Origin of the sequence: Octadecabacter sp. R77987 (assembly GCF_042466115.1) — a bacterium.
Lineage (GTDB): Bacteria > Pseudomonadota > Alphaproteobacteria > Rhodobacterales > Rhodobacteraceae > SW4.
In genome coordinates, this window is the sequence record NZ_JAXHBQ010000001.1 from 1982023 (window position 1) to 2005846 (window position 23824).

Consider the following 23824-nt stretch of genomic DNA (forward strand, 5'->3'; position numbering starts at 1 on the left):
TCAAATTGAGGCAAAGCCGTGGCCAATCGACCCCGGCTTTGCGGTATTGTTCGTGATCTCGAAACAGTTATTCGGCGGGCACCGCTGCGCTTTCGTGTGACAGTGGCGCGGGGATATGAACCAGCATTTCCTTGGGACAAAGCTGCAAGAACTTGGCTTTTTCATAGTCCCAGTGCTGCAGAATATCCGCGGCCTTGCGGCTTCCCGTCTCGGCCAGATGTTCCTCAATCAAGCCTTTCAACTGGTCCTCCCAGTGTTCGACTGTCACAGGACAGGTCACCAGTGTTTCCATATTGATCAGCGGGGCCATATCCCCATCTTCGTCATAAAGATACGCCATGCCGCCTGTCATACCGGCGCCAAAGTTCGCACCGATTGAACCAAGGATCACCGCCACACCACCGGTCATGTATTCACATCCGTTGCTGCCGCAGCCTTCGATCACGACCTTCGCGCCACTGTTGCGCACCGCGAAACGTTCACCCGCGCGCCCTGCCGCGAACAGATAGCCATCCGTCGCGCCATAAAGAACGGTGTTGCCAATGATGGTATTTTCGGACGCCACCAGCGGGCTGGCCATTGGTGGCCGCACGGTGATCATGCCGCCCGACAAGCCCTTGCCGACATAATCGTTGGCATCGCCCGACACCTCGATCTTGAGACCGGGTGCTGCGAACGCTCCCAGCGATTGACCTGCGGACCCTTTCAGTTTCACCGTCAGGTGGTCGCGTTGCAGCGCGTTGCGCATCCCGAAATTCTTGACGATGTGGCTGGACGTGCGTGTGCCAATAGTGCGTAGCGTGTTTTGCACCGCGTATTCCAACTGCATCTTTTCCCCGTCATTGAGGAAACGCGCCGCATCCTTGACGATTTCGGCGTCCAGCGTGTCAGACACGGCATTGCGTGGCTTGTTGCGATCATAAACAATGTCGGCTGCACCATCGACCGTGATCAGCAGCGGGTTCAGATCAAGATCATCCAAATGCGCCGACCCGCGCGAGACCTGCGTCAACAGATCAGCGCGGCCAATCACATCATCCAACGACCGCGCGCCGATGCTAGCGAGGATTTCACGCACCTCGGTGGCGTAAAAGGTAATCAGGTTCACAACCTTGTCGGCATTGCCTGTGAACTTGCCGCGCAGGGCTTCGTCTTGGGTGCAGACACCAACCGGACAGGTGTTGCTTTGGCACTGACGCACCATGATGCAGCCCATCGCGATCAACGCGGCGGTGCCGATACCGTATTCTTCGGCGCCCAGCATCGCCGCCATGACAATGTCACGCCCCGTGCGCAAACCGCCATCGGTCCGCAAGGTCACACGACTGCGCAGGTTGTTCATCGACAAGACCTGATGCGCCTCGGTCAGGCCCATTTCCCACGGCAGTCCTGCATATTTGATGCTGGTGGCAGGCGATGCGCCCGTGCCGCCGTTGTGACCGGAAATGAGGATGATATCCGCCTTCGCCTTGGCCACACCGGCAGCAATCGTGCCAACACCGGAACTGGCGACCAGTTTCACTGTCACCTTGCAGCGCGGATTGATCTGTTTCAGATCATAGATCAACTGGGCCAGATCCTCGATCGAATAGATATCGTGGTGCGGCGGCGGGCTGATCAGCGTCACGCCTTTTGTCGAATGGCGCAAACGCGCGATCAGGTCGGTGACTTTCATCCCCGGAAGTTGGCCTCCCTCGCCGGGCTTGGCACCCTGCGCGACCTTGATTTCCAGTTCTTCGCACTGATTCAGGTATTCGGCTGTGACGCCAAAACGCCCCGACGCCACCTGCTTGATCTTGGCTGAGGGGTTATCGCCATTGGGTTCGGGCACGAAATGCGCGGGGTCTTCGCCACCCTCGCCACTGTCAGACTTTGCGCCAATCCGGTTCATCGCCACGTTCAGTGTCTTGTGCGCCTCGGGGCTAAGGGCGCCCAGCGACATGCCCGGCGTGACGAACCGCTTGCGGATCGCGGTGATGCTTTCGACTTCCTCGATCGGGATCGCGTCACCCATGGGTTTGATCGCCAGCAAATCACGCAAATGGATCGGCGGGTTGTTCTGCATCAGCGACGAATACTGCTTCCACACCTCATAGGACGCGCGGTTACATGCGTTCTGCAGCAAGTGCATCGTCTGCGCTTCCCATGCGTGCTTTTCACCCGAACGGCGCGCTTTGTAGAACCCGCCGATGGGCAGCACATCGCTGCCACCACGCCAGCCGGCCTGATGAACGGCGGCAACCTTTTTCTGGATACCGCTGACGCCAATGCCGGAAATGCGCGACTGCATACCGGGGAAATATTCTGCGACCATGGCGCGGGACAGGCCCACAGCCTCAAAGTTCAGGCCACCGCGATAGGATGAAATCACCGAAATCCCCATCTTGGCCATGATCTTCAACAAGCCCTGATCAATCGCGGTGCGATAGCGCGCCACCGCCTCGGTCAGGGTGCCCTCAAGCAACCCACGCCCGATCCGGTCAGCAAGCGAGTCTTCGGCCAGATAAGCGTTCACAACCGTTGCACCACAACCGATCAGAACGGCAAAATAGTGCGGGTCAATACACTCGGCTGACCGGATATTCAGCGAACAGAACGTGCGCAGACCCTTGCGCGTCAGCCAACTGTGCACAGCGCTGGTCGCCAGGATCATGGGCATCCCCACACGGTCCTGCCCCTGAAACTGATCCGTCAAGATCAGGTGACCAGCACCCGAACGCACGGCATCTTCGGCCTCGGCGCGGATACGTTCCAACGCAACCCCAAGGGCAGCCGGACCACCGTCAGCGTCAAAGGTGCAGTCAATTTCGGTGCAAGGCGCGTTGAATGCCGCCTTCAAGGCGTCCCATTGCGCATTGCCCACAAACGGGCTGTCGAGCACCAGAATTTCGGTCTGGCTGGAATCCTCGTCCAGAACGTTCTTGAGGTTGCCGAACCGTGTCTTGAGGCTCATCACGCGAAATTCGCGCAAGCTGTCAATGGGCGGGTTCGTGACCTGACTAAAGTTCTGGCGAAAGAAATGCGACAGCGGGCGGTATTTCTCGGACAGCACCGCGCTGGGCGTATCATCCCCCATGGACGCAAGGGTTTCCTTGGCGTCCTCGGCCATCGGGGCCAAAATCTGCTCAAGCTCTTCAATGGTATAGCCCGCAGCGATCTGGCGCTTGCGCAGCTCGCCACCTTCAAAAAGCGGCGCTTCGGTCACGGAGCCAAGCGCTTCGTCCAGTTCGTTGATCTTGCCGACCCATTCACCAAACGACCGGCCCGCAGCTAGCTTGTCCTTGATTTCGACGTCGTGGAACAAACCGCCATCGCGCATGTCCACAGCAATCATCTGGCCGGGGCCAAGCGCGCCTTTTTCGACAACGGATGCTTCGTCAATCGGCACCATCCCGGCCTCGGAACCTGCAATCAGCAGGCCGTCACCTGTCACGACATAGCGCATGGGGCGCAGCCCGTTGCGATCAAGACCTGCGCAAACCCAGCGCCCGTCCGTCATGGCAAGGGCGGCCGGACCATCCCAGGGTTCCATCACCGAGTTGCAGTAAGAATACATATCGCGCCATGCTTGTGGCAGTTCGGTCGCCTGTTTCGACCAGCTTTCAGGCACCAGCATTGTCTTGGCCATGGGCGCACTGCGGCCCGCGCGCACAAGGATTTCAAACACCGCATCAAGCGCGCCGGAATCGGACGATCCCAGCGGAATGATCGGCTTAACATCCTCGGCCATGTCACCAAACGTGGCGCTTGCCATGCGGATTTCGTGGCTTTTCATCCAGTTGGTGTTGCCCTTGAGCGTGTTGATTTCGCCGTTATGGGCCAGCATCCGGAACGGCTGCGCCAGCCACCACTGCGGGAACGTGTTGGTTGAATATCGCTGGTGATAGATCGCAAAAGCGGACTCGAACCGGTCATCCATAAGGTCGGGGTAAAACTCGGCGACCTGCTCGGCCAGCATCATACCCTTGTAGATGATCGAACGACACGACAACGATGCCAGATACAACTCGCGGATACCCGCTGCGGCGGATGCTTTTTCGATCCGGCGCCGAATGACGTAAAGCTCGCGCTCGAACTGTTCCTCGTCCACGCCTTTGGCGTTTGAAATCAGGATTTGTTCGATCTCGGGGCGGGTCGCATTGGCCTTTTCACCCAGACAGGAGATGTCGACCGGCACATGACGCCAGCCATAAATGTAATACCCCATGCGCAGGACTTCGGTTTCGATGATCGTGCGGCAGGTTTCCTGTGCTCCGAAATTCGTGCGGGGCAGAAACACCTGCCCAACGGCGATCATTTCATCCTTGCGGGGTTCGTGGCCCGTGCGGCGGACTTGATCGTAAAAGAAATCGACGGGAATTTGCACGTGGATACCGGCACCATCACCTGTCTTGCCATCCGCATCGACAGCGCCGCGGTGCCAGATCGCCTTGAGCGCGGCAATGCCGTTTTCCACAACGCTGCGGGACTTGTTGCCATCAATCGACACAACAAGGCCGACGCCGCAATTGGCCTTTTCGTCCTCGTGGGCATAAAGGCCGTTTTCGGCCAACCATTCGCGGCGGGCGGTTTCAGCGGCGGCCCAGCGGTCATCATATTGCGTCATGGTATGCTCCTTCATGGTGCGCTTGCCAGCGTGGGCAAGGGAATATCGACGGGCTCTGCCAAGGACAGAATAACGTCACAGTCATAGATCGGTTCGGCGGCCAGAAAGCCCGGCTCGCCCGGAAAGGAAAATTCAACCGGCGTGCTATCGCGGCCATAGGATTCATCCGGTGTGGTGATCTGGCGGGTGCCGGACACAAAGACGCGCCAGTCGCGGTGAATGAACTCGCGCCCCTCGGAACGCCACAGTTCCTGGCCGTTCACGTTGCGCACTGTCATTTCAAATTCGGTTTCTTCCAGCTGCACGCCATCAATCACGACCGTGCGACCGGTGAGACGATCCAGACCCGTAAACTGGGTCACGCCAACTCGATCCGATGTCGTGCTGAAATTCCACGAGTCCGCGCCCACTTCAAGCAGGTCACTGAATGAGGCGGCGTCTTCGATCACCGGGCCAAGAACCTCGGTTTCGCCAGACAGCGGGCTAAAGCTTTCGACCCACTGTGTTTCCGCATCAATGGTCGACATATAGACCATGCCCGTTTGCGTCAGATCAACGCGGCGCTGGTAACCTTCGGGGTCGGTCGCGCAGATGAAATTATGCGTGACCATGCATTCGCGCTTTTGAATCGTTACATACCCTTCGCATCCTTGCGGCAGGTTGAAGGTCTGCGCCGCGGCAGGGCCCGCAAGCATGGCTAAGGTCAGGGCAGCGCGGATCATTGCGCGACCCCGTAACTGCTCATGATGGCGCCACAACCAAACTTCGGCTGGTCTGTGAAAAAGCCCGCCTCGCCCGGATAGACAAATTCGACAGGTGACGCATCAAACTGATCGTCGGGCGCGTCTGTGCTCCACGAGGTGCCAAAGAAAAACAGGCGGTGGCGTTCGCTGACATACTGACGCCCGGCGTTTGACGCAATGATGTTGCCTTGGGGATCAAGCTGATCATAGGCGTATTCGGTGTTCAACAAAGGTTCGCCATCAATCACCGTTGTCTCGCCCGTCAGGCGATCATAGCCGACATAGCGTTCCGGTTGGGCGTTGATGCTGGGCACCGTCGTAAAGTCGTAGGTGTCGTACCCTTCGGCAAACAAAACTGTCAGACTTTCCGGATCGGGTGCAGGCAGAACCATTGTCTCGGTGCGCGGCGGGTTTGCATAATACGTTTCAAGCCACTGGAATTCGTTATCGACCTTGCGCACCTGAAACGGACCCATCTGCGAAAACACGGCGATCCACTGATCACCTTCGGCATCGGCCTCGCAGGTCCAGACATTCGACACGATACACGCGCGATATTGCACCGTCAGTGTTCCGGTGCAGCCCTGGGGCGGCTGGAAAGACTGGGCAAAAACAGGCCCACCAAGCAGCGCAAGAACAGTAGCGGCGCGGATCATTCTGCGGCCACGCTTGCGGCTTGGCTGATGTAGTCAAGGATTGCATCCGCCGCTTCGCGCCCGTCACGGATTGCCCAAACCACAAGGCTGGCACCCCGCACGATATCGCCTGCTGCATAGACACCATCAAGATTGGTTTTGCCGGTGCCAAAATCCGCTTTGATCGTGCCCCAGCGGGTCACTTCCAGATCAGGCACACCCCAAAGGGTTGGCAGGTCTTCGGGTTCAAAGCCCAGCGCCTTGATCACAAGATCTGACCCTTCGACATAGTCGCTGCCCTCTATCAGTTCGGGCATCTGGCGGCCGGACACATCCGGCGCGCCAAGGCGCATTTTTTGCACCATGACACCTTCGACGGCATCGCCTGTGAACCCCTTTGGGGCCGCGAGCCAGACAAATTCAACGCCTTCTTCCTCGGCATTCTGCACTTCGCGTTGCGAGCCGGGCATGTTGGCCTTGTCGCGGCGATACAGACATTTCACACTTTCGGCACCCTGACGGATCGCCGTGCGCACACAGTCCATCGCCGTGTCACCACCACCAATGACGACCACGCGCTTGCCAGCTGCGTTCAACTCGCCGCTTTCAAATTCCTCGACGATATCGCCAAAACTTTTGCGGTTGCTGGCGGTCAGATAATCAATCGCGCGCACGATCCCTTCGGCACCTGATCCGGGGGCTTGCAAGTCGCGGGTTTTGTAAACGCCCGTCGCGATCAGCACCGCGTCGTGTTTGCCGCGAATGGCATCAAAGCTCAGATCCTCGCCGACATTGCAGTTCAGGACAAATTCAACGCCGCCATCCTCAAGCTGCGCCATCCGCTGCATGACGATGTCTTTTTCCAGTTTGAATCCGGGGATGCCATAAGTCAGCAAGCCGCCGCCGCGATCATAACGATCATAGACCGTGACCTGCACACCGGCGCGGCGCAGGCGGTCAGCGGCGGCCAATCCGCCGGGACCGGCGCCGATGATTGCCACGCTTTCGGTGCGTTCAACGGCGGGGCGGATCGGCTTGACCCAACCCCGATCGAACGCAGTGTCGGTGATGTATTTTTCAACAGCACCGATGGTTACGGTGCCGTGGCCCGATTGCTCGATCACGCAATTGCCTTCGCACAGGCGATCTTGCGGGCAAATGCGACCACATATTTCGGGGAATGTATTGGTGGCCTGACTTACCTCATAGGCTTCTTCCAGCCGCCCTTCGGCTGTCAGGCGCAGCCAGTCGGGGATGTTGTTGTGCAGCGGACAATGGGACTGACAGTAAGGGACACCGCACTGGCTGCACCGGCTTGCCTGCTCGGCGGCCTTGTCACGGGCGTATTCGGCATAAATCTCGTCAAAATCCTGACGGCGCAGATCGGGCACGCGCTTTTCGGGCATGTCCCGTTCGACCGTCACGAATTTCAACATCTTTTGACCAGCCATGCCACATCCTCCGTCATGATCCCGAAGGTATCTGATAGAATGAGGTCAGGTGAATGAAAAGTCAGTATTGCTGACCTAAATACTGTATTTCAGCACGTTGGCCAAATATTTTTTCGCTGCACCCGTGAATTTAAGTCAGTATTGCTTACCTAGTGGCTAATACCCGGCCAAAAGTGCCGTCATGGCCAGGCCACCCACGACGATTCGCCACCAGCCGAAAATGCGGTATCCGTTGCGCGTCACGTAGTTCAGCACCCAGCGCACAACGACGACTGCCGTCAAAAATGCCATAACAAAACCGACAGCGATTTCGCCCAGCGCCGAGGCATCCAGCACATCGCGGTTTTTATAAAGGTCATAGGCAAAGGCACCCGCCATCGTCGGCATCGACAGAAAGAACGAAAACTCGGCCGCCGCGCGTTTGCCGACACCCAGCATCAACGCGCCGACAATCGTCGCGCCCGACCGCGAAACTCCGGGGATCATGGCCAAACACTGAATCACACCAATCGCCAGCGATTTCTTGATCGGAACTTGCATCGCATCATCATGAACAGCGAGCGGCGCAATCTGATCGACAAACAGCAGCACGATCCCGCCAAGGATCAACATCACGGCAATCAGCATTGGCGTTTCAAACAGCACTGTCTTGATGAAATCATGGGCCAGAACGCCAATAATCACCGCTGGCAAAAAGGCGATCAGCACCGACATGATAAACCGCCGCGCAGCTGGATCATGGGGTGCATCACGAAACACAGCCCACAACTTGGCAGAATACAGCGTCAGAATTGCCAAGACAGCGCCAAGCTGAATCACCACTTCGAATGTCTTGCCCGCGCTTTCAAACCCAAGGAAATGACCGGCCAACAACAAGTGGCCCGTGGATGAAACCGGGATAAACTCCGTCAGCCCTTCCAAGAGACCCAGGAAAAGGGCGACCAACGTTGTGGGTTCTGTCATTGAATTCAGGCCTTGAGGTTACGCGCGGATTCCTTGATCTCGCTATACTGGCCCGATGGGCGGAAGCGCCACAGATAGTCAGGAAGGATCGCCTCCATTGGCACAGGCGCAATACCCAATGCCGCAAATCCCTGCGCCCCATCAGCGACGATATTGTCAGTTTTGAGGTTGATCACCTGATCCTTGGTCAACGGCCCGCGCACCAGACCCAACGACAACATACGGCCAACGCTGAACCCAAACGCCATCATGCGGGCAATCGGGAAGGGAATGTTCACAACCATCCGACGGCGGCGGATCACATGCAGCATCGTGCCCATCAATTCGCGGAATGTCTGCACATCGGGGCCGCCAAGTTCGTAGATGCCTGTCAAATTTTTCGTCACGCCAAGCACCGCAGCCTGTGCAACATCATCGACATAGACCGGCTGAAACAAGGTATCCCCTCCAACCACAGGCAAAACAGGCCCGAAACGTGTCATGCCGGCAAAGCGGTTAAAGAAATCATCCTCTGGCCCGAAAATGATCGACGGACGCAGAATCATGGCATCAGGCATGTGTTGCAAAACGCCCGCCTCGCCTGCGGCTTTGGAGCGCGCATATTCGCTGTCGGACTCGGCATCGGCACCTATCGCCGAAATCTGCACCATACGGGTGATTCCCTGCGATGCAGCGATCCGCGCAACGCGTTCCGCGCCCTCGGCCTGCACAGCGTCAAAGGTATTCTTGCCAATCTCGTCGAGCACACCAACACAGTTCACGACCGCATCAGCACCATGCGCCACCCCGGCAACACTGGAATCATCACGAATGTTGCAAAAGACCGGCTCGACCTGTCCGACAACACCATAGGTGCGCACGAACATCGCCTCGTTCGGGTTGCGGACGGCAACGCGGACGCGCCAGCCTTCTTTGGCCATACGGCGGGCGATATAGCGCCCGACAAACCCTGATCCGCCGAAAATCGTGACAAGTTTGGCCATGACGTGCTTCCCTACTTCTGCTTGCGCTTGGGTTTACCCCCCTGCCCCCCGTGAAACAAGGCGCATTTGGGCACAGTTTGCGCAGATTTCCTGCGCAGGTTTCAGGCATGACCATCTTTGTGCCACCAATTCACACGCAATACGGAATCGCGTTGACAGCGCCCGCCTGCCCCCTTACATCGCCCGTCATGCGATCTGTGCCCAGATGGCGGAATTGGTAGACGCGCTAGCTTCAGGTGCTAGTACTGGCAACGGTGTGGAGGTTCGAGTCCTCTTCTGGGCACCATTCATCCCCTTAGACATTGTGATGCTGCGGACGGCTGCTATATGACGGGGCAACGCCCTATCAGATGAGTTTCGCCGATGACCAACACGCTTTACCAGAACGACCTGCCCGATGGGCTTGATCTTGGCCCTGTTGTGGCGATTGATTGCGAAACGATGGGTCTGAACCCGCATCGTGACCGGCTGTGTCTGATCCAGATGTCGGGCGGTGACGGAAACTGCCATCTGGTTCAGGTGGCCAGGGGGCAGACCAGTGCGCCAAATCTTTCTAAAATGCTGGCCGATCCGAATGTGCTGAAGCTGTTCCACTTTGGCCGGTTTGATATCGCGGCGATGCTTGGTGCCTTTGGCGTGGTCACGGCCCCTGTTTACTGCACCAAGATCGCATCGAAGATGGTGCGCACCTTTACCGATCGGCACGGGCTGAAGTTTCTTCTGCAAGATCTGGTCGGCGTGGATATTTCCAAACACCAGCAACAGTCCGATTGGGGTGCCGAAACCCTGACCGAGGCACAGCTGGATTACGCCGCAAGCGATGTGCTTTACCTGCACAAGCTGCGCGAGGAGTTGGACAAACGCCTTGCCCGCGAAGGGCGCGCCGAAATGGCGCAGGCCTGTTTTGATTTTCTACCGATGCGCGCGCAGCTTGACCTGATGGGCTGGCCCGAAATCGACATTTTCGCGCACTGATATGCCAAATTCAGAAACATTCCTGCAAACCGCCCGCCGCGTGATCACCACCGAAGCCGATGCGCTGAACACGCTTGCCCAAGGTCTTTCGCAACCCTTTGCTGATGCGGTTGAATTGCTGCTGAACGCCAAAGGCCGCGTCATCGTGTCAGGCATGGGAAAGTCCGGCCATATCGCGCGCAAGATGGCCGCGACTTTCGCCAGCACCGGCACGCCCGCGCATTTCGTCCACCCCGCCGAGGCCAGCCACGGCGATCTTGGCATGATGGCGCAGGGCGATGTGGTGTTGGTGCTGTCCAATTCCGGCGAAACACCCGAACTGGCAGACATGGTTGCCTACACGCGCCGCTTTCGCATTCCACTGATCGGGGTCGCTAGTCGCCCCGACAGCACGCTGATGAAACAGGCGGATGTGGGTATCGTTTTGCCCAATGTCGCCGAAGCCTGCACCACCGGCATTGTCCCCACGACTAGCACAACGATGACGCTGGCCCTCGGTGATGCCCTCGCGGTCGCAATCATGGAACACCGCGCATTCACACCCGAAAACTTTCGTGAATTTCATCCAGGTGGCAAACTGGGCGCGCGCCTATCCAAAGTCGGCGATCTGATGCACAGCGGTGACGCGGTTCCTCTGGCCAGCATCAAGTCCCCGATGAGCGATACCTTGCTGACAATCAGCCAGAAGGGCTTTGGTGTGGTTGGCGTTCTGGACGACGAAGGCTACCTTTGCGGGATCGTCACCGATGGCGACCTGCGCCGCAACATGGACGGGTTGCTTGACCTGACAGCGGGCGAGGTGATGACCAAAGCACCAACGACGATTGGCCCCGAATCTTTGGCCGAGGAGGCTGTTGCGATCATGAACGCCAAGAAAATCACCTGCCTGTTTGTTGTCGACCCCAAAGGATCAAGGAACGCCAAGGGCATCCTGCACATCCACGATTGCCTGCGGGCCGGGGTCGTTTAGGCCGATGGGTGCCGATAACCTGTACTCGCAGGTCGTCGCCTATCTCAAGGTTGCCTTGCCGCTGGCCGCTATCGCCCTTCTTTCGACACTGTTCCTGTATTCGGGGAAAAGCGGCGGCGAATCAGAAATTCCCTACGCCGAAATCGAGGCCATCGCGCGCGAGCCGCGGATCGCATCACCCAATTTCACGGGCATGTCCGAAGACGGTTCGGTGATTTCCATCTCTGCCGAAACCGCGCGCCCCGTAGAAGGTGAACGCAGCTTTTTGGTTGATGGGCTGAACGCTGAAATTGACACCGCCGAAGGCACGCATATCCAGATTCGCGCAGGCGAGGGTTTTGTGAACACCGAACAACGGATTGCACGCCTTGAAGGGCTTGCGCGGGTCGTCACATCCAACGGCTACGAAATGGAGACCAGCGGGCTGACAGCCTCGCTTGCTTCGGGGCGGATCGAGTTCGCACGGCGCGCTTGAAGTTCGCACGCCATTCGGGTCGTTAACAGCGGGGCAATTGTTGATCGAAACGCCCGAAGGGGCCGATGGGCAGCGGATGCTTTTCAACGAGGGCGTTCGCCTGATATACACGCCGCAGGAATAAGGAATTTTCCAATTGTCACTTTCGCGCGCCCTTGCATTTGTTGTGTTCTCGCTTCTTGCCCTGCCTGCTGTGGCGCAAGGCACTGCGATCACCCTGGGTGGTCTGAACGCCGACCCGTCCGCACCGCTTGAAATCACCGCCGACAGCCTAAGCGTGGATCAGGACACAGGCGTTGCGGTCTTTACGGGCAACGTTGTGATCGGACAGGGTGATTTGCGCTTGTCCGCCGGAGAGGTGCGCGTGGTCTATGATGACACGACCGGCGAGATCGACTCGCTCGATATCACGGGCGGCGTCACTTTTGTCACCGCAACCGAGGCAGCCGAATCGCAAAGTGCGTCCTACAATCTGGAAACCGGGCAGATGACCCTTAGCGGTGACGTGCTTGTGACCCAAGGTGCCAGCGCGATTGCTGCCGACCGCATGACCGTCAACCTGGAAACCGGCACTGCGCGCATGGACGGCCGCGTGCGCACCGTATTTCAGCAGGCCGACAACTGATGGCCGATTCGCCTGAACTGACCGTTACCGAAGGCGACTTGGGGCTGCGCATCGTCAACCTGCGCAAAAGCTATCGCAAAAAAGTCGTGATCCGCGACGTGTCGATGGACCTTGGACGCGGTGAGGTTGTAGCGCTGCTAGGCCCGAACGGATCAGGCAAGACCACATGTTTCTATTCCATCGCCGGTCTTGTGACCCCCGAAGGCGGGCATGTGGTCATCGACGGGCGCGATGTGACAGCACTTCCAATGTATCGGCGCGCCAAGCTGGGCATCGGCTATCTACCACAGGAAATGTCGATCTTTCGCGGCATGTCGGTCGAGGACAATATCCTCGCCATTTTGCAAATCGCTGAACCGGACCGCCGTGCGCGCCGCGAAAAGCTTGAAGAATTGCTTAGCGAATTTTCGATCGAACACCTGCGCCGCGCGCCCGCCCTTGCCCTGTCAGGGGGCGAACGTCGTCGCGTTGAAATAGCGCGCTGCCTTGCAGCCGGGCCGAAATACGTGCTTTTGGATGAACCCTTTGCCGGCGTTGACCCGATCGCAGTGGGCGAAATCCGGCACCTTGTTGCCGATCTGAAAAAGCGCGGTATCGGCGTGCTGATCACAGACCACAATGTGCGTGAAACGCTCGAAATCGTGGATCGCGCCTATATTTTGCACGACGGCAAAGTCCTGATGACAGGGACCGCAGAAGAAGTCGTCCAGGATGAAAACGTGCGCCGCGTCTATCTGGGGCAAAGCTTCCGCGTTAACTAATTGTTCCCGCTGATTGTCGTGGCAACCCATTGACACCTTGGCTGATCTGTCGCCAAATGATGGGGATGACACACTTGGTTTTCTCCTGCACCAGACGTCGGGCTTTTGGGCCAGACCGGTGTCATAGAACCAAGTTTTTGCCATCATATCCGTAACCTGCAGTTTTTGCCGGGCTTGGTCCCGTTTGGAAAACTGCGCGTGCCTGAACACAAAGGAGGAACGATGCGGTATCAAATCAGTGGCAAGCAAATCGACATTGGCGAAGCGCTTCAAACCCATGTGAAAACCGAACTTGGGGAAATTTTTGACAAATACGCCGGCCGACCCACCGAGGCTTATGTGGTATTTTCCAAGTCGGGACATGAATTTGTCTGTGAAACTGTTGTGCATTTGTCGACTGGTTTGACAGCACAAGCCAAGGCCCATGCCACTGAAATCTATGCAGCTTTCGACGGCTGTAGCGAAAAAATGGAAAAACAGCTGCGCCGCTACAAGCGCCGGTTGAAGGATCACCACAAGGATCGTTCACAACCTGTTGAACTTTCGGACGCAGGCTCCTATATCCTCGCCGCATCGGAGGAGTCGGAAGACACCGAACCAGAGAATGTCACATCAATGATCGTGGCCGAAATGGAAGCGAAGATCCCTTCGCTTTCGGTCGGCGAGGCGGTCATGCAGATGGAATTGGCAAATGCTCCGGTTCTGGTTTTTCGGAACGAAGGACATAACGGGGTCAACGTTGTTTACCGGCGCGACGATGGAAACATCGGCTGGGTTGATCCACGAAATTCAGGCTAGAGGTCGGCACAAGCCCGGCTAAGGGACAAGACCAATGCAGCTATCGGATCTGTTGCGACTGGACGGCGTTAAAGTGATTGGCGCCGCCACGAGCAAGAAACGTTTGTTCCATGATCTTGGCGCAATGGCGCAAGACGCGTTTGAACTTTCCCAAACCGACGTTGTCGAGGCACTGCTTGATCGCGAAGCGCTTGGCCCGACAGGTGTCGGGCACGGCGTTGCCCTGCCCCATGCACGGCTGCCGGGTTTGGACACGGTTTGCGGGCTGTTTGTGCGTTTGGAAAAGCCGCTCGATTTCGATTCGGTTGATCGCCAACCTGTCGATCTGGTGTTTGCACTGCTGGCCCCCGAAACGGCTGGTGCCGAACACCTCAAGGCGCTGGCACTGGTGTCACGCACCATGCGCGACGCTGATGTCTGCGCCAAACTGCGCGCGAATGCAGAGCCCGATACGCTGCATTCCATCTTGACCGAAGTGCACGCAACCCAGGCGGCCTAGCCCCACGCGTCATAACCAAAAGTCATGTAATCGCGCTGGTAAACGGCGCGGGTCGCAAGCTCGATCTCATCGTCGTAAATCTCGGCCAGACGCGCCGCATGCGGATCGCTGACCTCGGCAGGGCGGGGCATGGTATCCTTGCCGACCTGTGCTGCGAGTATCGCAAGGTCTTCGCCAAGCCGGTCTTCGCGCAAAATCAGGTCGGGCAACACGAAATTGGCGAACCCCTGAAGCACCTCGGCTTGCGAGGCCCAAGCGGCATCGACCCGAATACCGGTTTGTGACGCAAGGTTGGCCTTGAGAAAGGCAAGAAACGCCAGAAACGCCGTGCGATGCGCCTGTCTGTCATATGTGTCATCGGGTGCGTCTTTGGGGATCGGCAGCTTGAACTGTTGGCGCAGCGTAGCACGGATTTCGCCATAACTCCCCGGTCCGGTCTGCAAAATGCGGTCACAAAATGCCGCGTGGGCGCGCGCAACCGGATGGCGCACCACCGTAAAACCGCGATGGCCAACGTGTTGGCGCTTCCATTGGCGGATACTTTTCTGGTTAAAGCCGGAAATCAGCGCGTCCTGATCCTGCCCGTCTAGCGCGGCAAGCCACTGATTGATCACCGCTTCAGGGCCGGAACGGACAGGCATATATAACAGCGGGCTTTGCGGCGCTGCCACAAAAGTTGGCACGGCCGGACCGCGGCGTGGTTCAAAATTGGGTGTACGGGTCAGGTTGAAGTGGTCAATCTGTCCCAGCGCGATTTCCATTTCGTCAAAATTCTTGACCTTATCGGACATCGGGCTTGGGTTTTGCTTTTTCAGGCTTTTGTCGAGCGCTTCAAGGCGCGCATCACACCCCAGATATGCGGCCAATCCATTCATCACCGCGACATCCTGGAGGTCTTCATAGGCCATGTAAAACGCAGTCTGACCGGACCGTTGGAGAGCATTCAGCAAACGCACTTGAAATTCCTGAAGCGCTGCAAGGTGGCCCGCGAATTCAGTGTCATCAAACTCGATCTTTTCGGCGCGGGCATGTTTGACGTTGGTCAGTTTCCATTGGCCGGTCGCCTGCGCGATCTTCCAGCTTACATAGCTTTCGACAGGATTGCGCGTCAGGATCACCTTGGCGCAGCGCGGGTCAGGCAGGCAGATATCAAGCGCGCGTTGGTCGTGATCATTGAAAAACCGAAAGCCGGTCAGCGTATCAGGGTTATCTTTGATCCGTCCGATCAAGCGATCAGGATCAGCATCGCGTTCCGACCGTGTAACCCCCAGAATTTCTTCGCGGTTCGGATAACCGATGAAATGCGGATTGAATGCCTCGCCAACACAGGCCAACCCGTCGAATGCGTTGATGTTGGTTTCAAGGAAATTGGACCCCGTCCGCATTTCGGCAAACACAACAAAATAGTCAAAAGATGCCATAAGTTACCTGACCAAATAGGGTTTGCGCGGTTTGGGTTGCACATTGTCGGGGGCCGCTTCGGTTGGAAAGTCACCCATCAAATAAGGGTGCATCCCCTGATTCTTGAGGTTTTGCAGGAACTGGCCGAAACCCGTCAGATCAACCAGGCGGGGCGCTTCGGCCAGTCGGCGCAGGCTTTTGCCACCCATTTCATCAACGATGCTTTGCAAGGCTTCCATGGGGCTTTCGACAAAATCCGCCATGCTCCAAATGCGAATACGCGCCTTGGCATAGGGCGACCGCAAGATGTTCAAGTGATCGCTTTCGATCTTTTGCAGTGCCGCCGCCTCGGCCCGCAGATCGGCAAAGTTGCGGTTGGACTGAAACAGCGGCACAGCCCAGGCACCGGAAATCACGCTGATCTGCGCGTTCGGGTCTTTGGCCATATCCCAGTTGATGATCTGGCTATCGCGCGGGCTGAACTGGAAACACTGGCGTTCACCCCGCGTGTTCCAGATCAGATTGGTCAGGAACATGCGCGCGTTGTAGTCGCGGATATTGGGGTTGTTGGACAAGGCCCCGCTAAAGGTTTCCTGCCGCCCTTCAAATTCGACAACATCGGGCGCGAAAAGATGGCCGTGCACCCGTGCGCCTGTGGCCTTGGCCAGCCACGAGTCGAAATTCTCGAACAGGTCGCCAAACCCTTGAAACACGGAATAGGGGGCCGAAGTAAAACCGTTCTCCCAGTTTTCATTGGGAAAGCGGCTTTGCATATACAGGCCTGCGCGACCACGTGTGCGCCGGTCAACGGCTTTGGCGAAAATCCGGTCGATCTTGCCCGGATTGGGTTCCGCACCCTTCATCGCGCCGGCGTCGTCGCCAAGGAAGGTGTCATAAAGCCGATCCGCATGGCGCCAAATCTTGCGTGCAACGAAACAGTCAGAGCGGCGCAAGAGTTGCAGGTGATCGTCGTAGAAAATATGCGGTTTGCCCTGAAAATCGAACTTGGACAGGGTCAACGACCGGCTTTCGATGTTTTGCGAGTAAAGCCGCACAATCGTCTGGAAGTAGCTTTCGTCGGGGATCCAGACCTTGCTGAAATAGCGGTCATAGGTCGGGCGGTCAGGGTCTTGCAGGATCGCCGAAAGGGTCTGTCGCGTCAGGCACCACCATTGGCTGCCCATATGCGGCACGATCCCGTCCGGCGTGCTGCGATACAATTTGAAACGCCGCTGAAATTCAACGTAGCGGTCAAACAGGAACCGATTCTTTTTCCACGAGAACGGAAACCGCAGCGTGAACCTTTCGTGATCAAGCCCACCAACTGTCCACGGCACATCCGCCGTTGTTGCGCTTTCGATAAAATCGGTGCGCGGGCGGGCATCAAGATAGCGTTGAAGTTCAGCCACCGGGCGCAAGGGCATGCACGACCCGGACGCCAGATAGACGTGGCGGACCTGTGAAAACTTTTCGAGCATCATTTCGGAGGCGCTTTGTGATGCGGCAACGATACCCCAAGTGCCCCATTCGCAACGGTGCCGCTTGGAAAACAGCACATCAGGTAGGTCCGACAGCGCGGTTACAAAGGCATCATGCGTTGCGCGATCAACAGATTTATCGACGTGGACAACCACAGGGCAATCACTGGCGGACCAGTGGCGGATCACCTGTTCGGCGCGGTCCAGCGCATCGTGAACCAGCATGACAATCCCGACGGTCATGCCCAGTTCCCCTTGGACATGAGGCCCAGAATTTCCAGCTGCCGCCAGTTGATATACTTTTCCGACCACTTGCACCAAAGATCGGGATCGTCTGACAGACCCGATGCATAGGCCTTGTATTCGTGGCTATTTGCATAGTGCTGCTTGCGCGCCAATTCCTCGGCGGCCTTGACGCTGAAGGTGTCCAGGAACTTGGTGTGCAGCAGAACGCCGCTCGCCTTTTCGCCACCCCATTCGTCGTAAACAAGGTTCAACCCGCGCGGCAGCACCATATGGGTCGAACTGACGTAGGCATACTGGCGGTCCCACTTTATCAGCGGAATTTTGTTCAGCGCTGGCGCGCGCCAGGGTTCGTCCGGGAAAAACTTGCGCGCACGTGGCCCGCCTTGAATCCACAGGTTGCCGAACTTGTGGTTCTTGTAGATCGAATAATTGCCCGCATCGAACCACGATGCGATTTCAATCGGGTCCTGATTGCGCTGGTATGGCACATCATCAATGCGCCCCTTTGGATACATATCCAGCAACATCGCCCCGAAGGATTTGATCGACGATGCATCAAGCCAGTCCGTCAGCGCACGCAGAGGGCGGGTATCACAAAACGGATAGACCAGAAATTCGTCCGGATCGACCACAAGGCACCAGTGCCCGTGCGCGTATTTCAACTGCAACCAGTTGAGCCAATCGACCCCGAACCGCGCGCGTTTGTAACTTCCCTTGGTCGTCCATAGTGACACATCGGGCTGGTCGGCAAGGTATTCGCGCCCGCCATCATCGCTGTCGTTATCAACCATCAGAAAATGGTTCACACCCTTGTCGCGATAATACTTCAGGAAATAGGGCAGGCGGATGTCTTCGTTTCGGAAGGTCGAAAAGACGAGGATATCGCCCTTTTTGATCTGCTTGGTGCGGTCCTGAACCGGTTTCAGTTGCCGACGTTTGCGAAACGCACGGATGCGCCAGCGCTTGCGCTGCAACCTGAGCCGATATGACTGCCAAGCACCCATCTAGTTCCCTTGATCTTCAGAGGCGCCCAGCCTCACACACCCGCGATATCATGTCATGCTTAACACGATCTTGAAATGATCTGCCCAACTTGGCGCGATCATCTTGCTTCTGGCGCGTGAATCCTGCTGCTCTGCGATCGATTTAACTGCCTTTTCCCACTCATAACTGTCTGTGACGTCTAGGTAAACGCCCCTGTCGCCCAGCACTTCGCGCCAGATGGCAAGATCGCCACAGATTACGGGCGTTCCCCGCGCTGCCGCTTCGACGGGCGGAAGGCCGAATCCTTCGGCAAACGAAGGGAACAGCATCGCGCGCGCGTTTTGGGTCAGCGCGGCAATCGCGCCATCACTTAGGCCCGCCAACTCGGTGACGCCCACGATGCCGGCATCAAGGCGCGCGAACACGTCCTCGTTCTGCCAACCCCGGCTGCCACAGATGAACAACTGCGGCGCATCGGCACCCAACCTTTCCCAGACATCCAGCAAAAGCCTGTGGTTCTTGCGTGGTTCAATTGTGCCAACGGTGATAAAATAGGGTCGGGTCAGGTCAAGTTCTTGCGGGATCGCAGTTACATCAGGCACGGCCAGATCCGCGCCCAGATGCGCCACGACCGAACCAGCATAAGGGTCAAGATCTTCGCGCGCGATATAGGCATCCAACCGGTCTTTGGTGTCTTGCGAATTAAAGATGATGCGGTCCGCCAGCCCAATCGCAGCACTGATCTTGTCGCGAAACTGCGCAACGGTATTGGGCCGCTGCATGTCCGGCAGTTCAAGCGGTATGATGTCATGGATCAGGACATTCACGCGGTTGCCTTCGTATCGAAACGGTCGCAACGCGGCTCGGGTCAGATTGCTGTGCGCAACGGTATAGTAGTCCACATCGCCCAAACCGGCGATCAACACTTTCAGGTTGCGCGGACGAGCCCGCTTGATCGCATGTCGTCGCGCAAATCCAAGTGCCGCTTGTTGCGGCTTAGTCAATCTGCGCGAAAGCCGCGACAACAGCCCCGCGCGGCCCCAATCTCCGGACAGAACCGCCGCATCAAAAGCCCGGATGCCGTTCCGATCCAGCAAAAGCCAGCCAAGCGACGTGCGGATCAATCCAAAGGCGGGCGTATCATCGGCAAGAAACTGGCGTAGATAGGCCAGTTCGACCCGATCAACGCCGGTGAGCATACGCCCGGCGCGCGACATCAACCGCGTAAGGTTCAGTAATCGTGTGGGTGGAATATGGTCCAACGGGACCTACTGCGCGGCCTGACGCATCGACATCATCTCGCCGAGATACTGGCCGAATTCTTCGCGCAGGTCTTCACGGGCCAAACCAAAGGCCACAGTCGCCTGAAGGAACCCCGCCTTGGAACCGCAGTCAAACCGTTGACCACGGAACCGGAACCCGTAAACATCGCGATCCTGCGCAATTTCTTCGGCAATGGCATCGGTCAGTTGAATTTCGCCGCCTGTGCCCGATTTGATCCGGTTCAGGTTCTGCATAATCTTCGGAGTCAGAATATAGCGGCCGATCACGGCCAAATTCGATGGCGCCTCGTCAGCAGGGGGCTTTTCGACCATGCCTTTGACGGACACCATGCTGCCCATGTCCTCTTTGATATCAAGCACACCATAGGACGATGCCTTGTCTTGTGGCACTTCCATCGCGGCAACCATACAGCCACCGGTTTCGGCATGCGCTTCGACCATCTGCTGCAAGCAGGGCTTTTCGGCTGCGATCACGTCGTCAGGCAGGATCACGGCAAAGGGTTCATTCCCCACCAGACGGCGCGCGCACCAGACCGCATGACCAAGGCCAAGCGCTTTGTGCTGGCGGATATAGGCAATCGCGCCGCTATCCATGTTGGTGGTTTTGAGAACCTCAAGCAGATCATCTTTACCTTTTTTGCGCAGATTGTTCTCAAGCTCGGGCGAGTGGTCAAAATAGTCCTCAAGCGCGGATTTCCCGCGCGATGTGACAAAGATAAATTCCTTGATGCCTGCCGCACGCGCCTCGTCAATCGCGTATTGGATCAAGGGGCGATCAACCAGCGTCATGATTTCCTTGGGCACCGATTTCGTCGCAGGAAGGAACCGTGTCCCCAGACCGGCCACAGGAAAAATTGCCTTGGTTACTTTTTTCTTCATCTTGCTACCCACTCACCAGCCCCGATGTGTTCGGGATCATTTGGTTAAGCTTAACACGGGAAACCGTGTCAAAAGAATGACCAATCCCCACATCGGGCGGGGAAAATCCGGCCATAGTTGTCAATTCGCACCGCTCCGCACCGGGGCGACACGGTCAACCTCGCGTTTCAGGCGGCGGGGCCAACTGTAGGGCCACCACAGGCGATCACTGCGCAGCGAGCGTCCGAACAGCCCGCCGCGCTGTTCCCAATAGCCATCCCGATGAAAGGCAACCCTGTGATAGCGCCCAGAAGTGGAGAACAGGTAAACACTGACAATCGCGCCGTCCCGCACAGCCCGCGCCGCATCAATGCGTCGTTTGCCCCAGTTCCAACGCCGCGCCGACAGCACCACATGGTCTTTGGCCTGCACGAACGGCGCGAAGGCAAGAAAGGGTGATTGCGCCTGATCAAGCGGTGGCATCACCGCAAGCTCACGCCCCCCTGCCTCGGCGGCACCCTTGTCGAACCCCCGAAGCAAAAGCGCCACATCACCGGGCATCAGATTGCCCGCCACCATATGACCAAGCAGCCGTTTGCGTTGCTGCGCGCGTTCAGCGGCAATCACCCCGGCGTGTTCCGCATTGGGCGCATGACGCCGCAGAAATACGGCAAGACTGGCACCAATCTGCGTCAGGTCCCTGGGCGCGCGATTTGCAGCGCGATAGTCGCTGGCCGCAAACCCGTGATGCACCTGCGCACGCGGGGCGATCGCGGTACTTGCTCCTGTTGCCGCCAGCCGCATATTCAAATCACTTTCGTCCAGATAGAACGCATAGGCCGGATCGAACCCGCCAAGCCGCGCAAGAACATCGCGCCGGAACGCCATGTTCGTGCCCTCGGTCTTGATCCCGCGCGTGGGCGTTCCTTGCAGCGCGGTCGGTCGGGTGTCATCGACTGCAATCGGAGCGGAACTGCCATCAGGGCGAATGTCGCGCGCCTTCCATTGAAAACTGATGCCGTTGCGCCCGATGACAAAGCCACCGACAGCGCTGACGGTTTCATCCGCAAACGGCGCGACAAGATAAGACAACCAAGTTGGTTCAGGCACGGCGTCATCGTCAATAAAGGCAACGATTTCGCCCGCGGCTTGGGCGATGCCAAGGTTGCGCGCTTGCGAGATGTTGGGTGCATCGAACGGAACCGTCTTGATCCGGTCTGCCAGCCCGTCAATGGCTTTCAGGCCTGCCCGGTCGGCGACAACGATTACCTCGAAATGCGGATAGCGCAGTTGGCTGATGCCCGTCAGGCACAAACGCAAAGCATCGGGACGCCCACGGCTGACAACAATGATGCTGACGTTTGCTGCGCTCACACGGCCCCCATTTGCTGCAACATCAACTCGATGCGAGGCACGTCTTCGGGGTTGTTCAACTCCCAGAACTGACGACCGCGCGCTTCGACCTCAACGCAAAGCATATGCGCGCCGCGTTCAAGGAACCGCAGCTGCTCGAGCCCTTCAAGCTGCTCCAGCGGTCCTGCAGCCCAGCGGGGATAGGCCGCAAGGGCGGACGGGCGGTAGGCGTAAACACCAACGTGATGAAAAACAGGTGTTTCGTCGTCATCACCATAGGTCTTTCCCGTATAGGGTATGACCTCTTTCGAGAAATAGAGCGCGTTGTGATCGGCCCCGAAAACAGCCGTTGTGCCACCCACACGCCCTGCACGGCGATCTTCTAGAAAACCGTTCAGCGCGCGCCCTTCGGTGCGCAGCACGGGCGTTGCAACTTCGGCCACCGGATGCGCGCGCAAGGCGCTAACCAGATCTTCGACGAACCATGCAGGCGTCAGGGGCGCATCGCCTTGCAAGTTGACGATCACATCGTAACCGCCACCCAAGGTGTCAAAGGCTTCGGCGCAGCGTTCGGTGCCGTTCTGGCAAGCCTGCGATGTCATCACCACTTCGGCGCCGAACGCCTCGCTTGCTTCCTTGATCCGGTCATCATCCGTTGCGACAACCACGCGGTCAGCACCCTGCACGGCCTTCGCCGCCTCCCACGAGCGTTTGATCAGGCTTTTGGCCTGCCCGTCCGCACCGCGCAATTCGACCAGCGGTTTGCCCGGATAACGGGTGCTGGCGTAACGGGCGGGAATGACGATCAGGGTGCCCATGCTATGCCTGCTTCAGTTCAACGCCGGGGGCATAGGCAATAAAGAACGGGTTCGCGAACCCTACTTTGCCATACCCAAGTATTTCGTGGTTATCGAACCGGACCACATGCCCACCCGCACCCGTCAAAACAGCATGGCCGGCGGCAGTATCCCATTCCATCGTGCGGCCAACGCGCGGATAAATATCGGCCTCGCCCGTCGCGATAAGACAGAATTTCAGGGACGAGCCAGCACTTTTCATATCTTTGACAGCGTATTTGTTGATGTAGTCGTCCGTGGCCTGATCACGATGCGATTTCGATGCAACGACCATCAGCGCGGTATTATCGGGCGAGGACACTTTGATTGGCGTGGTCGGGCCGGCGGTATCCTTGGCGAAATCACCTGTTTCTTCAACGGACTGACCATCAGGACGGGTATAGAACAGGCGGCCTTTGGCAGGCGCATAGACGACACCGCGCACAGGCACACCATCAACGACATAGGCGATATTCACCGTAAAATCGCCACGGCGGTGCACGAATTCCTTGGTGCCATCCAGCGGATCGACAATCAGAAAGGTGCTGGCAGTCTGCCCGTGGGTCGCCGCCTGTTCTTCGGTCACAAGGGTCACATCAGGAAAGGCGGCGCGCAGGCCCGCGGAAATGATCGCGTCAGCCGCTTCATCGGCGACAGTGACAGGGCTTTCATCGCTCTTGGTTTTCACTTCAAAATCGGGGCCGTTGTAGATCTCCATGATCTTGTCGCCCGCTTCCAGGGATAGACGACGCATCACATCGCCCAGCTTGTCAAAATCCATGCCTTCGGTTCCTCATGTGGCCACACAAACACCCCACGGCCTTGTTATTGAAAAAAGGGGGCAATCCCCTTATGGTCTTGTGCTAAGAGATCGGCAAGATTTTCGTGCCAAACAAAGGCA

Annotated in this window: 21 protein-coding genes and 1 tRNA gene; 8 read left to right on the top strand and 14 right to left on the bottom strand. The window is 57.7% G+C overall.

The annotated features are described in order from the left end of the window. Window positions 1-67: 67 nt before the first annotated feature. The 6 genes from gltB to SJY21_RS10085 form a co-directional block, all read right to left on the bottom strand. Complete coding sequence (gene gltB, locus SJY21_RS10060; RefSeq protein WP_377509798.1) at window positions 68-4606, bottom strand: glutamate synthase large subunit; 4539 nt, start codon at window positions 4604-4606, stop codon at window positions 68-70. Between the two features lie 11 nt (window positions 4607-4617). Further along, entirely contained in the window at window positions 4618-5328 is a 711-nt protein-coding gene (locus tag SJY21_RS10065; protein WP_377509801.1) for a hypothetical protein, read from the bottom strand. Further along, window positions 5325-6005, bottom strand: a complete 681-nt coding sequence (locus SJY21_RS10070) for a hypothetical protein (RefSeq protein WP_377509803.1) — start codon at window positions 6003-6005, stop codon at window positions 5325-5327. Before SJY21_RS10070 ends, SJY21_RS10065 begins: the two co-directional genes overlap by 4 nt. Continuing rightward, window positions 6002-7435 carry an NAD(P)-dependent oxidoreductase gene (locus SJY21_RS10075; protein ID WP_377509806.1) on the bottom strand — a complete coding sequence of 478 codons (1434 nt, stop codon included), beginning with the start codon at window positions 7433-7435 and terminating at the stop codon, window positions 6002-6004. The genes SJY21_RS10070 and SJY21_RS10075 overlap by 4 nt, the downstream gene beginning before the upstream one ends. A gap of 156 nt (window positions 7436-7591) precedes the next feature. Next, complete coding sequence (locus tag SJY21_RS10080; protein WP_377509808.1) at window positions 7592-8398, bottom strand: undecaprenyl-diphosphate phosphatase; 807 nt, start codon at window positions 8396-8398, stop codon at window positions 7592-7594. Window positions 8399-8403: 5 nt separating this feature from the next. Further along, a complete protein-coding gene (locus SJY21_RS10085) occupies window positions 8404-9381 on the bottom strand; it encodes a complex I NDUFA9 subunit family protein (protein WP_377509811.1) in 978 nt (325 codons plus the stop codon). 199 nt (window positions 9382-9580) lie between these two features. On the opposite strand from SJY21_RS10085, the gene SJY21_RS10090 reads away from it, so the two are divergent. The 8 genes from SJY21_RS10090 to SJY21_RS10125 all read left to right on the top strand — a co-directional run bounded on the left by SJY21_RS10090 (window position 9581) and on the right by SJY21_RS10125 (window position 14484). Continuing rightward, window positions 9581-9667: transfer RNA gene (locus tag SJY21_RS10090), tRNA-Leu, on the top strand. 77 nt (window positions 9668-9744) lie between these two features. After that, a complete protein-coding gene (locus SJY21_RS10095; protein ID WP_377509814.1) occupies window positions 9745-10356 on the top strand; it encodes a ribonuclease D in 612 nt (203 codons plus the stop codon). Window position 10357: 1 nt separating this feature from the next. Then, complete coding sequence (locus SJY21_RS10100; protein ID WP_377509817.1) at window positions 10358-11326, top strand: SIS domain-containing protein; 969 nt, start codon at window positions 10358-10360, stop codon at window positions 11324-11326. 4 nt (window positions 11327-11330) lie between these two features. Next, the gene (locus tag SJY21_RS10105; protein WP_377509820.1) at window positions 11331-11801 is read left to right on the top strand and encodes a hypothetical protein; all 471 of its coding nucleotides are present in this window, start codon (window positions 11331-11333) and stop codon (window positions 11799-11801) included. Between the two features lie 136 nt (window positions 11802-11937). Further along, window positions 11938-12426 carry a lipopolysaccharide transport periplasmic protein LptA gene (gene lptA / locus SJY21_RS10110; protein ID WP_377509823.1) on the top strand — a complete coding sequence of 163 codons (489 nt, stop codon included), beginning with the start codon at window positions 11938-11940 and terminating at the stop codon, window positions 12424-12426. Further along, window positions 12426-13187, top strand: coding sequence for an LPS export ABC transporter ATP-binding protein (gene lptB, locus SJY21_RS10115; RefSeq protein ID WP_377509826.1), 762 nt, complete (start codon window positions 12426-12428; stop codon window positions 13185-13187). Before lptA ends, lptB begins: the two co-directional genes overlap by 1 nt. Window positions 13188-13409: 222 nt before the next feature. Continuing rightward, the gene (gene hpf / locus SJY21_RS10120) at window positions 13410-13985 is read left to right on the top strand and encodes a ribosome hibernation-promoting factor, HPF/YfiA family (RefSeq protein WP_377509829.1); all 576 of its coding nucleotides are present in this window, start codon (window positions 13410-13412) and stop codon (window positions 13983-13985) included. A gap of 34 nt (window positions 13986-14019) precedes the next feature. Further along, the gene (locus SJY21_RS10125) at window positions 14020-14484 is read left to right on the top strand and encodes a PTS sugar transporter subunit IIA (protein WP_377509832.1); all 465 of its coding nucleotides are present in this window, start codon (window positions 14020-14022) and stop codon (window positions 14482-14484) included. Here the strand turns inward: SJY21_RS10125 and SJY21_RS10130 are convergent. The 8 genes from SJY21_RS10130 to cysQ all read right to left on the bottom strand — a co-directional run bounded on the left by SJY21_RS10130 (window position 14481) and on the right by cysQ (window position 23704). After that, window positions 14481-15905, bottom strand: coding sequence for a sulfotransferase family 2 domain-containing protein (locus SJY21_RS10130; protein ID WP_377509835.1), 1425 nt, complete (start codon window positions 15903-15905; stop codon window positions 14481-14483). The two genes, SJY21_RS10125 and SJY21_RS10130, sit on opposite strands and share 4 nt — an antisense overlap. A 3-nt stretch (window positions 15906-15908) precedes the next feature. Beyond that, complete coding sequence (locus SJY21_RS10135) at window positions 15909-17606, bottom strand: beta-1,6-N-acetylglucosaminyltransferase (protein ID WP_377509838.1); 1698 nt, start codon at window positions 17604-17606, stop codon at window positions 15909-15911. Further along, window positions 17603-18613, bottom strand: a complete 1011-nt coding sequence (locus tag SJY21_RS10140; protein WP_377509841.1) for a glycosyltransferase family 2 protein — start codon at window positions 18611-18613, stop codon at window positions 17603-17605. Before SJY21_RS10140 ends, SJY21_RS10135 begins: the two co-directional genes overlap by 4 nt. A 48-nt stretch (window positions 18614-18661) precedes the next feature. Next, window positions 18662-19792 carry a glycosyltransferase family 4 protein gene (locus tag SJY21_RS10145; RefSeq protein WP_377509844.1) on the bottom strand — a complete coding sequence of 377 codons (1131 nt, stop codon included), beginning with the start codon at window positions 19790-19792 and terminating at the stop codon, window positions 18662-18664. Between the two features lie 69 nt (window positions 19793-19861). Then, a complete protein-coding gene (gene galU, locus SJY21_RS10150) occupies window positions 19862-20755 on the bottom strand; it encodes a UTP--glucose-1-phosphate uridylyltransferase GalU (protein WP_377509847.1) in 894 nt (297 codons plus the stop codon). Between the two features lie 120 nt (window positions 20756-20875). Further along, window positions 20876-22108, bottom strand: coding sequence for a glycosyltransferase family 2 protein (locus SJY21_RS10155; protein WP_377509850.1), 1233 nt, complete (start codon window positions 22106-22108; stop codon window positions 20876-20878). Next, window positions 22105-22905 carry a 3-deoxy-manno-octulosonate cytidylyltransferase gene (locus tag SJY21_RS10160; RefSeq protein WP_377509853.1) on the bottom strand — a complete coding sequence of 267 codons (801 nt, stop codon included), beginning with the start codon at window positions 22903-22905 and terminating at the stop codon, window positions 22105-22107. Before SJY21_RS10160 ends, SJY21_RS10155 begins: the two co-directional genes overlap by 4 nt. Before the next feature lies 1 nt (window position 22906). Continuing rightward, the gene (gene cysQ, locus SJY21_RS10165; RefSeq protein ID WP_377509856.1) at window positions 22907-23704 is read right to left on the bottom strand and encodes a 3'(2'),5'-bisphosphate nucleotidase CysQ; all 798 of its coding nucleotides are present in this window, start codon (window positions 23702-23704) and stop codon (window positions 22907-22909) included. Window positions 23705-23824 lie beyond the last annotated feature (120 nt).

What these genes read in the sequence shown, in the direction of transcription:
- gltB (WP_377509798.1), bottom strand. Translation starts at nt 4,606, where the DNA reads ATGACGCAATATGATGACCGCTGGGCCGCCGCTGAAACCGCCCGCCGC.
- SJY21_RS10065 (WP_377509801.1), bottom strand. Translation starts at nt 5,328, where the DNA reads ATGATCCGCGCTGCCCTGACCTTAGCCATGCTTGCGGGCCCTGCCGCG.
- SJY21_RS10070 (WP_377509803.1), bottom strand. Translation starts at nt 6,005, where the DNA reads ATGATCCGCGCCGCTACTGTTCTTGCGCTGCTTGGTGGGCCTGTTTTT.
- SJY21_RS10075 (WP_377509806.1), bottom strand. Translation starts at nt 7,435, where the DNA reads ATGGCTGGTCAAAAGATGTTGAAATTCGTGACGGTCGAACGGGACATG.
- SJY21_RS10080 (WP_377509808.1), bottom strand. Translation starts at nt 8,398, where the DNA reads ATGACAGAACCCACAACGTTGGTCGCCCTTTTCCTGGGTCTCTTGGAA.
- SJY21_RS10085 (WP_377509811.1), bottom strand. Translation starts at nt 9,381, where the DNA reads ATGGCCAAACTTGTCACGATTTTCGGCGGATCAGGGTTTGTCGGGCGC.
- SJY21_RS10095 (WP_377509814.1), top strand. Translation starts at nt 9,745, where the DNA reads ATGACCAACACGCTTTACCAGAACGACCTGCCCGATGGGCTTGATCTT.
- SJY21_RS10100 (WP_377509817.1), top strand. Translation starts at nt 10,358, where the DNA reads ATGCCAAATTCAGAAACATTCCTGCAAACCGCCCGCCGCGTGATCACC.
- SJY21_RS10105 (WP_377509820.1), top strand. Translation starts at nt 11,331, where the DNA reads ATGGGTGCCGATAACCTGTACTCGCAGGTCGTCGCCTATCTCAAGGTT.
- lptB (WP_377509826.1), top strand. Translation starts at nt 12,426, where the DNA reads ATGGCCGATTCGCCTGAACTGACCGTTACCGAAGGCGACTTGGGGCTG.
- hpf (WP_377509829.1), top strand. Translation starts at nt 13,410, where the DNA reads ATGCGGTATCAAATCAGTGGCAAGCAAATCGACATTGGCGAAGCGCTT.
- SJY21_RS10125 (WP_377509832.1), top strand. Translation starts at nt 14,020, where the DNA reads ATGCAGCTATCGGATCTGTTGCGACTGGACGGCGTTAAAGTGATTGGC.
- SJY21_RS10130 (WP_377509835.1), bottom strand. Translation starts at nt 15,905, where the DNA reads ATGGCATCTTTTGACTATTTTGTTGTGTTTGCCGAAATGCGGACGGGG.
- SJY21_RS10135 (WP_377509838.1), bottom strand. Translation starts at nt 17,606, where the DNA reads ATGACCGTCGGGATTGTCATGCTGGTTCACGATGCGCTGGACCGCGCC.
- SJY21_RS10140 (WP_377509841.1), bottom strand. Translation starts at nt 18,613, where the DNA reads ATGGGTGCTTGGCAGTCATATCGGCTCAGGTTGCAGCGCAAGCGCTGG.
- SJY21_RS10145 (WP_377509844.1), bottom strand. Translation starts at nt 19,792, where the DNA reads ATGCTCACCGGCGTTGATCGGGTCGAACTGGCCTATCTACGCCAGTTT.
- galU (WP_377509847.1), bottom strand. Translation starts at nt 20,755, where the DNA reads ATGAAGAAAAAAGTAACCAAGGCAATTTTTCCTGTGGCCGGTCTGGGG.
- SJY21_RS10160 (WP_377509853.1), bottom strand. Translation starts at nt 22,905, where the DNA reads ATGGGCACCCTGATCGTCATTCCCGCCCGTTACGCCAGCACCCGTTAT.
- cysQ (WP_377509856.1), bottom strand. Translation starts at nt 23,704, where the DNA reads ATGGATTTTGACAAGCTGGGCGATGTGATGCGTCGTCTATCCCTGGAA.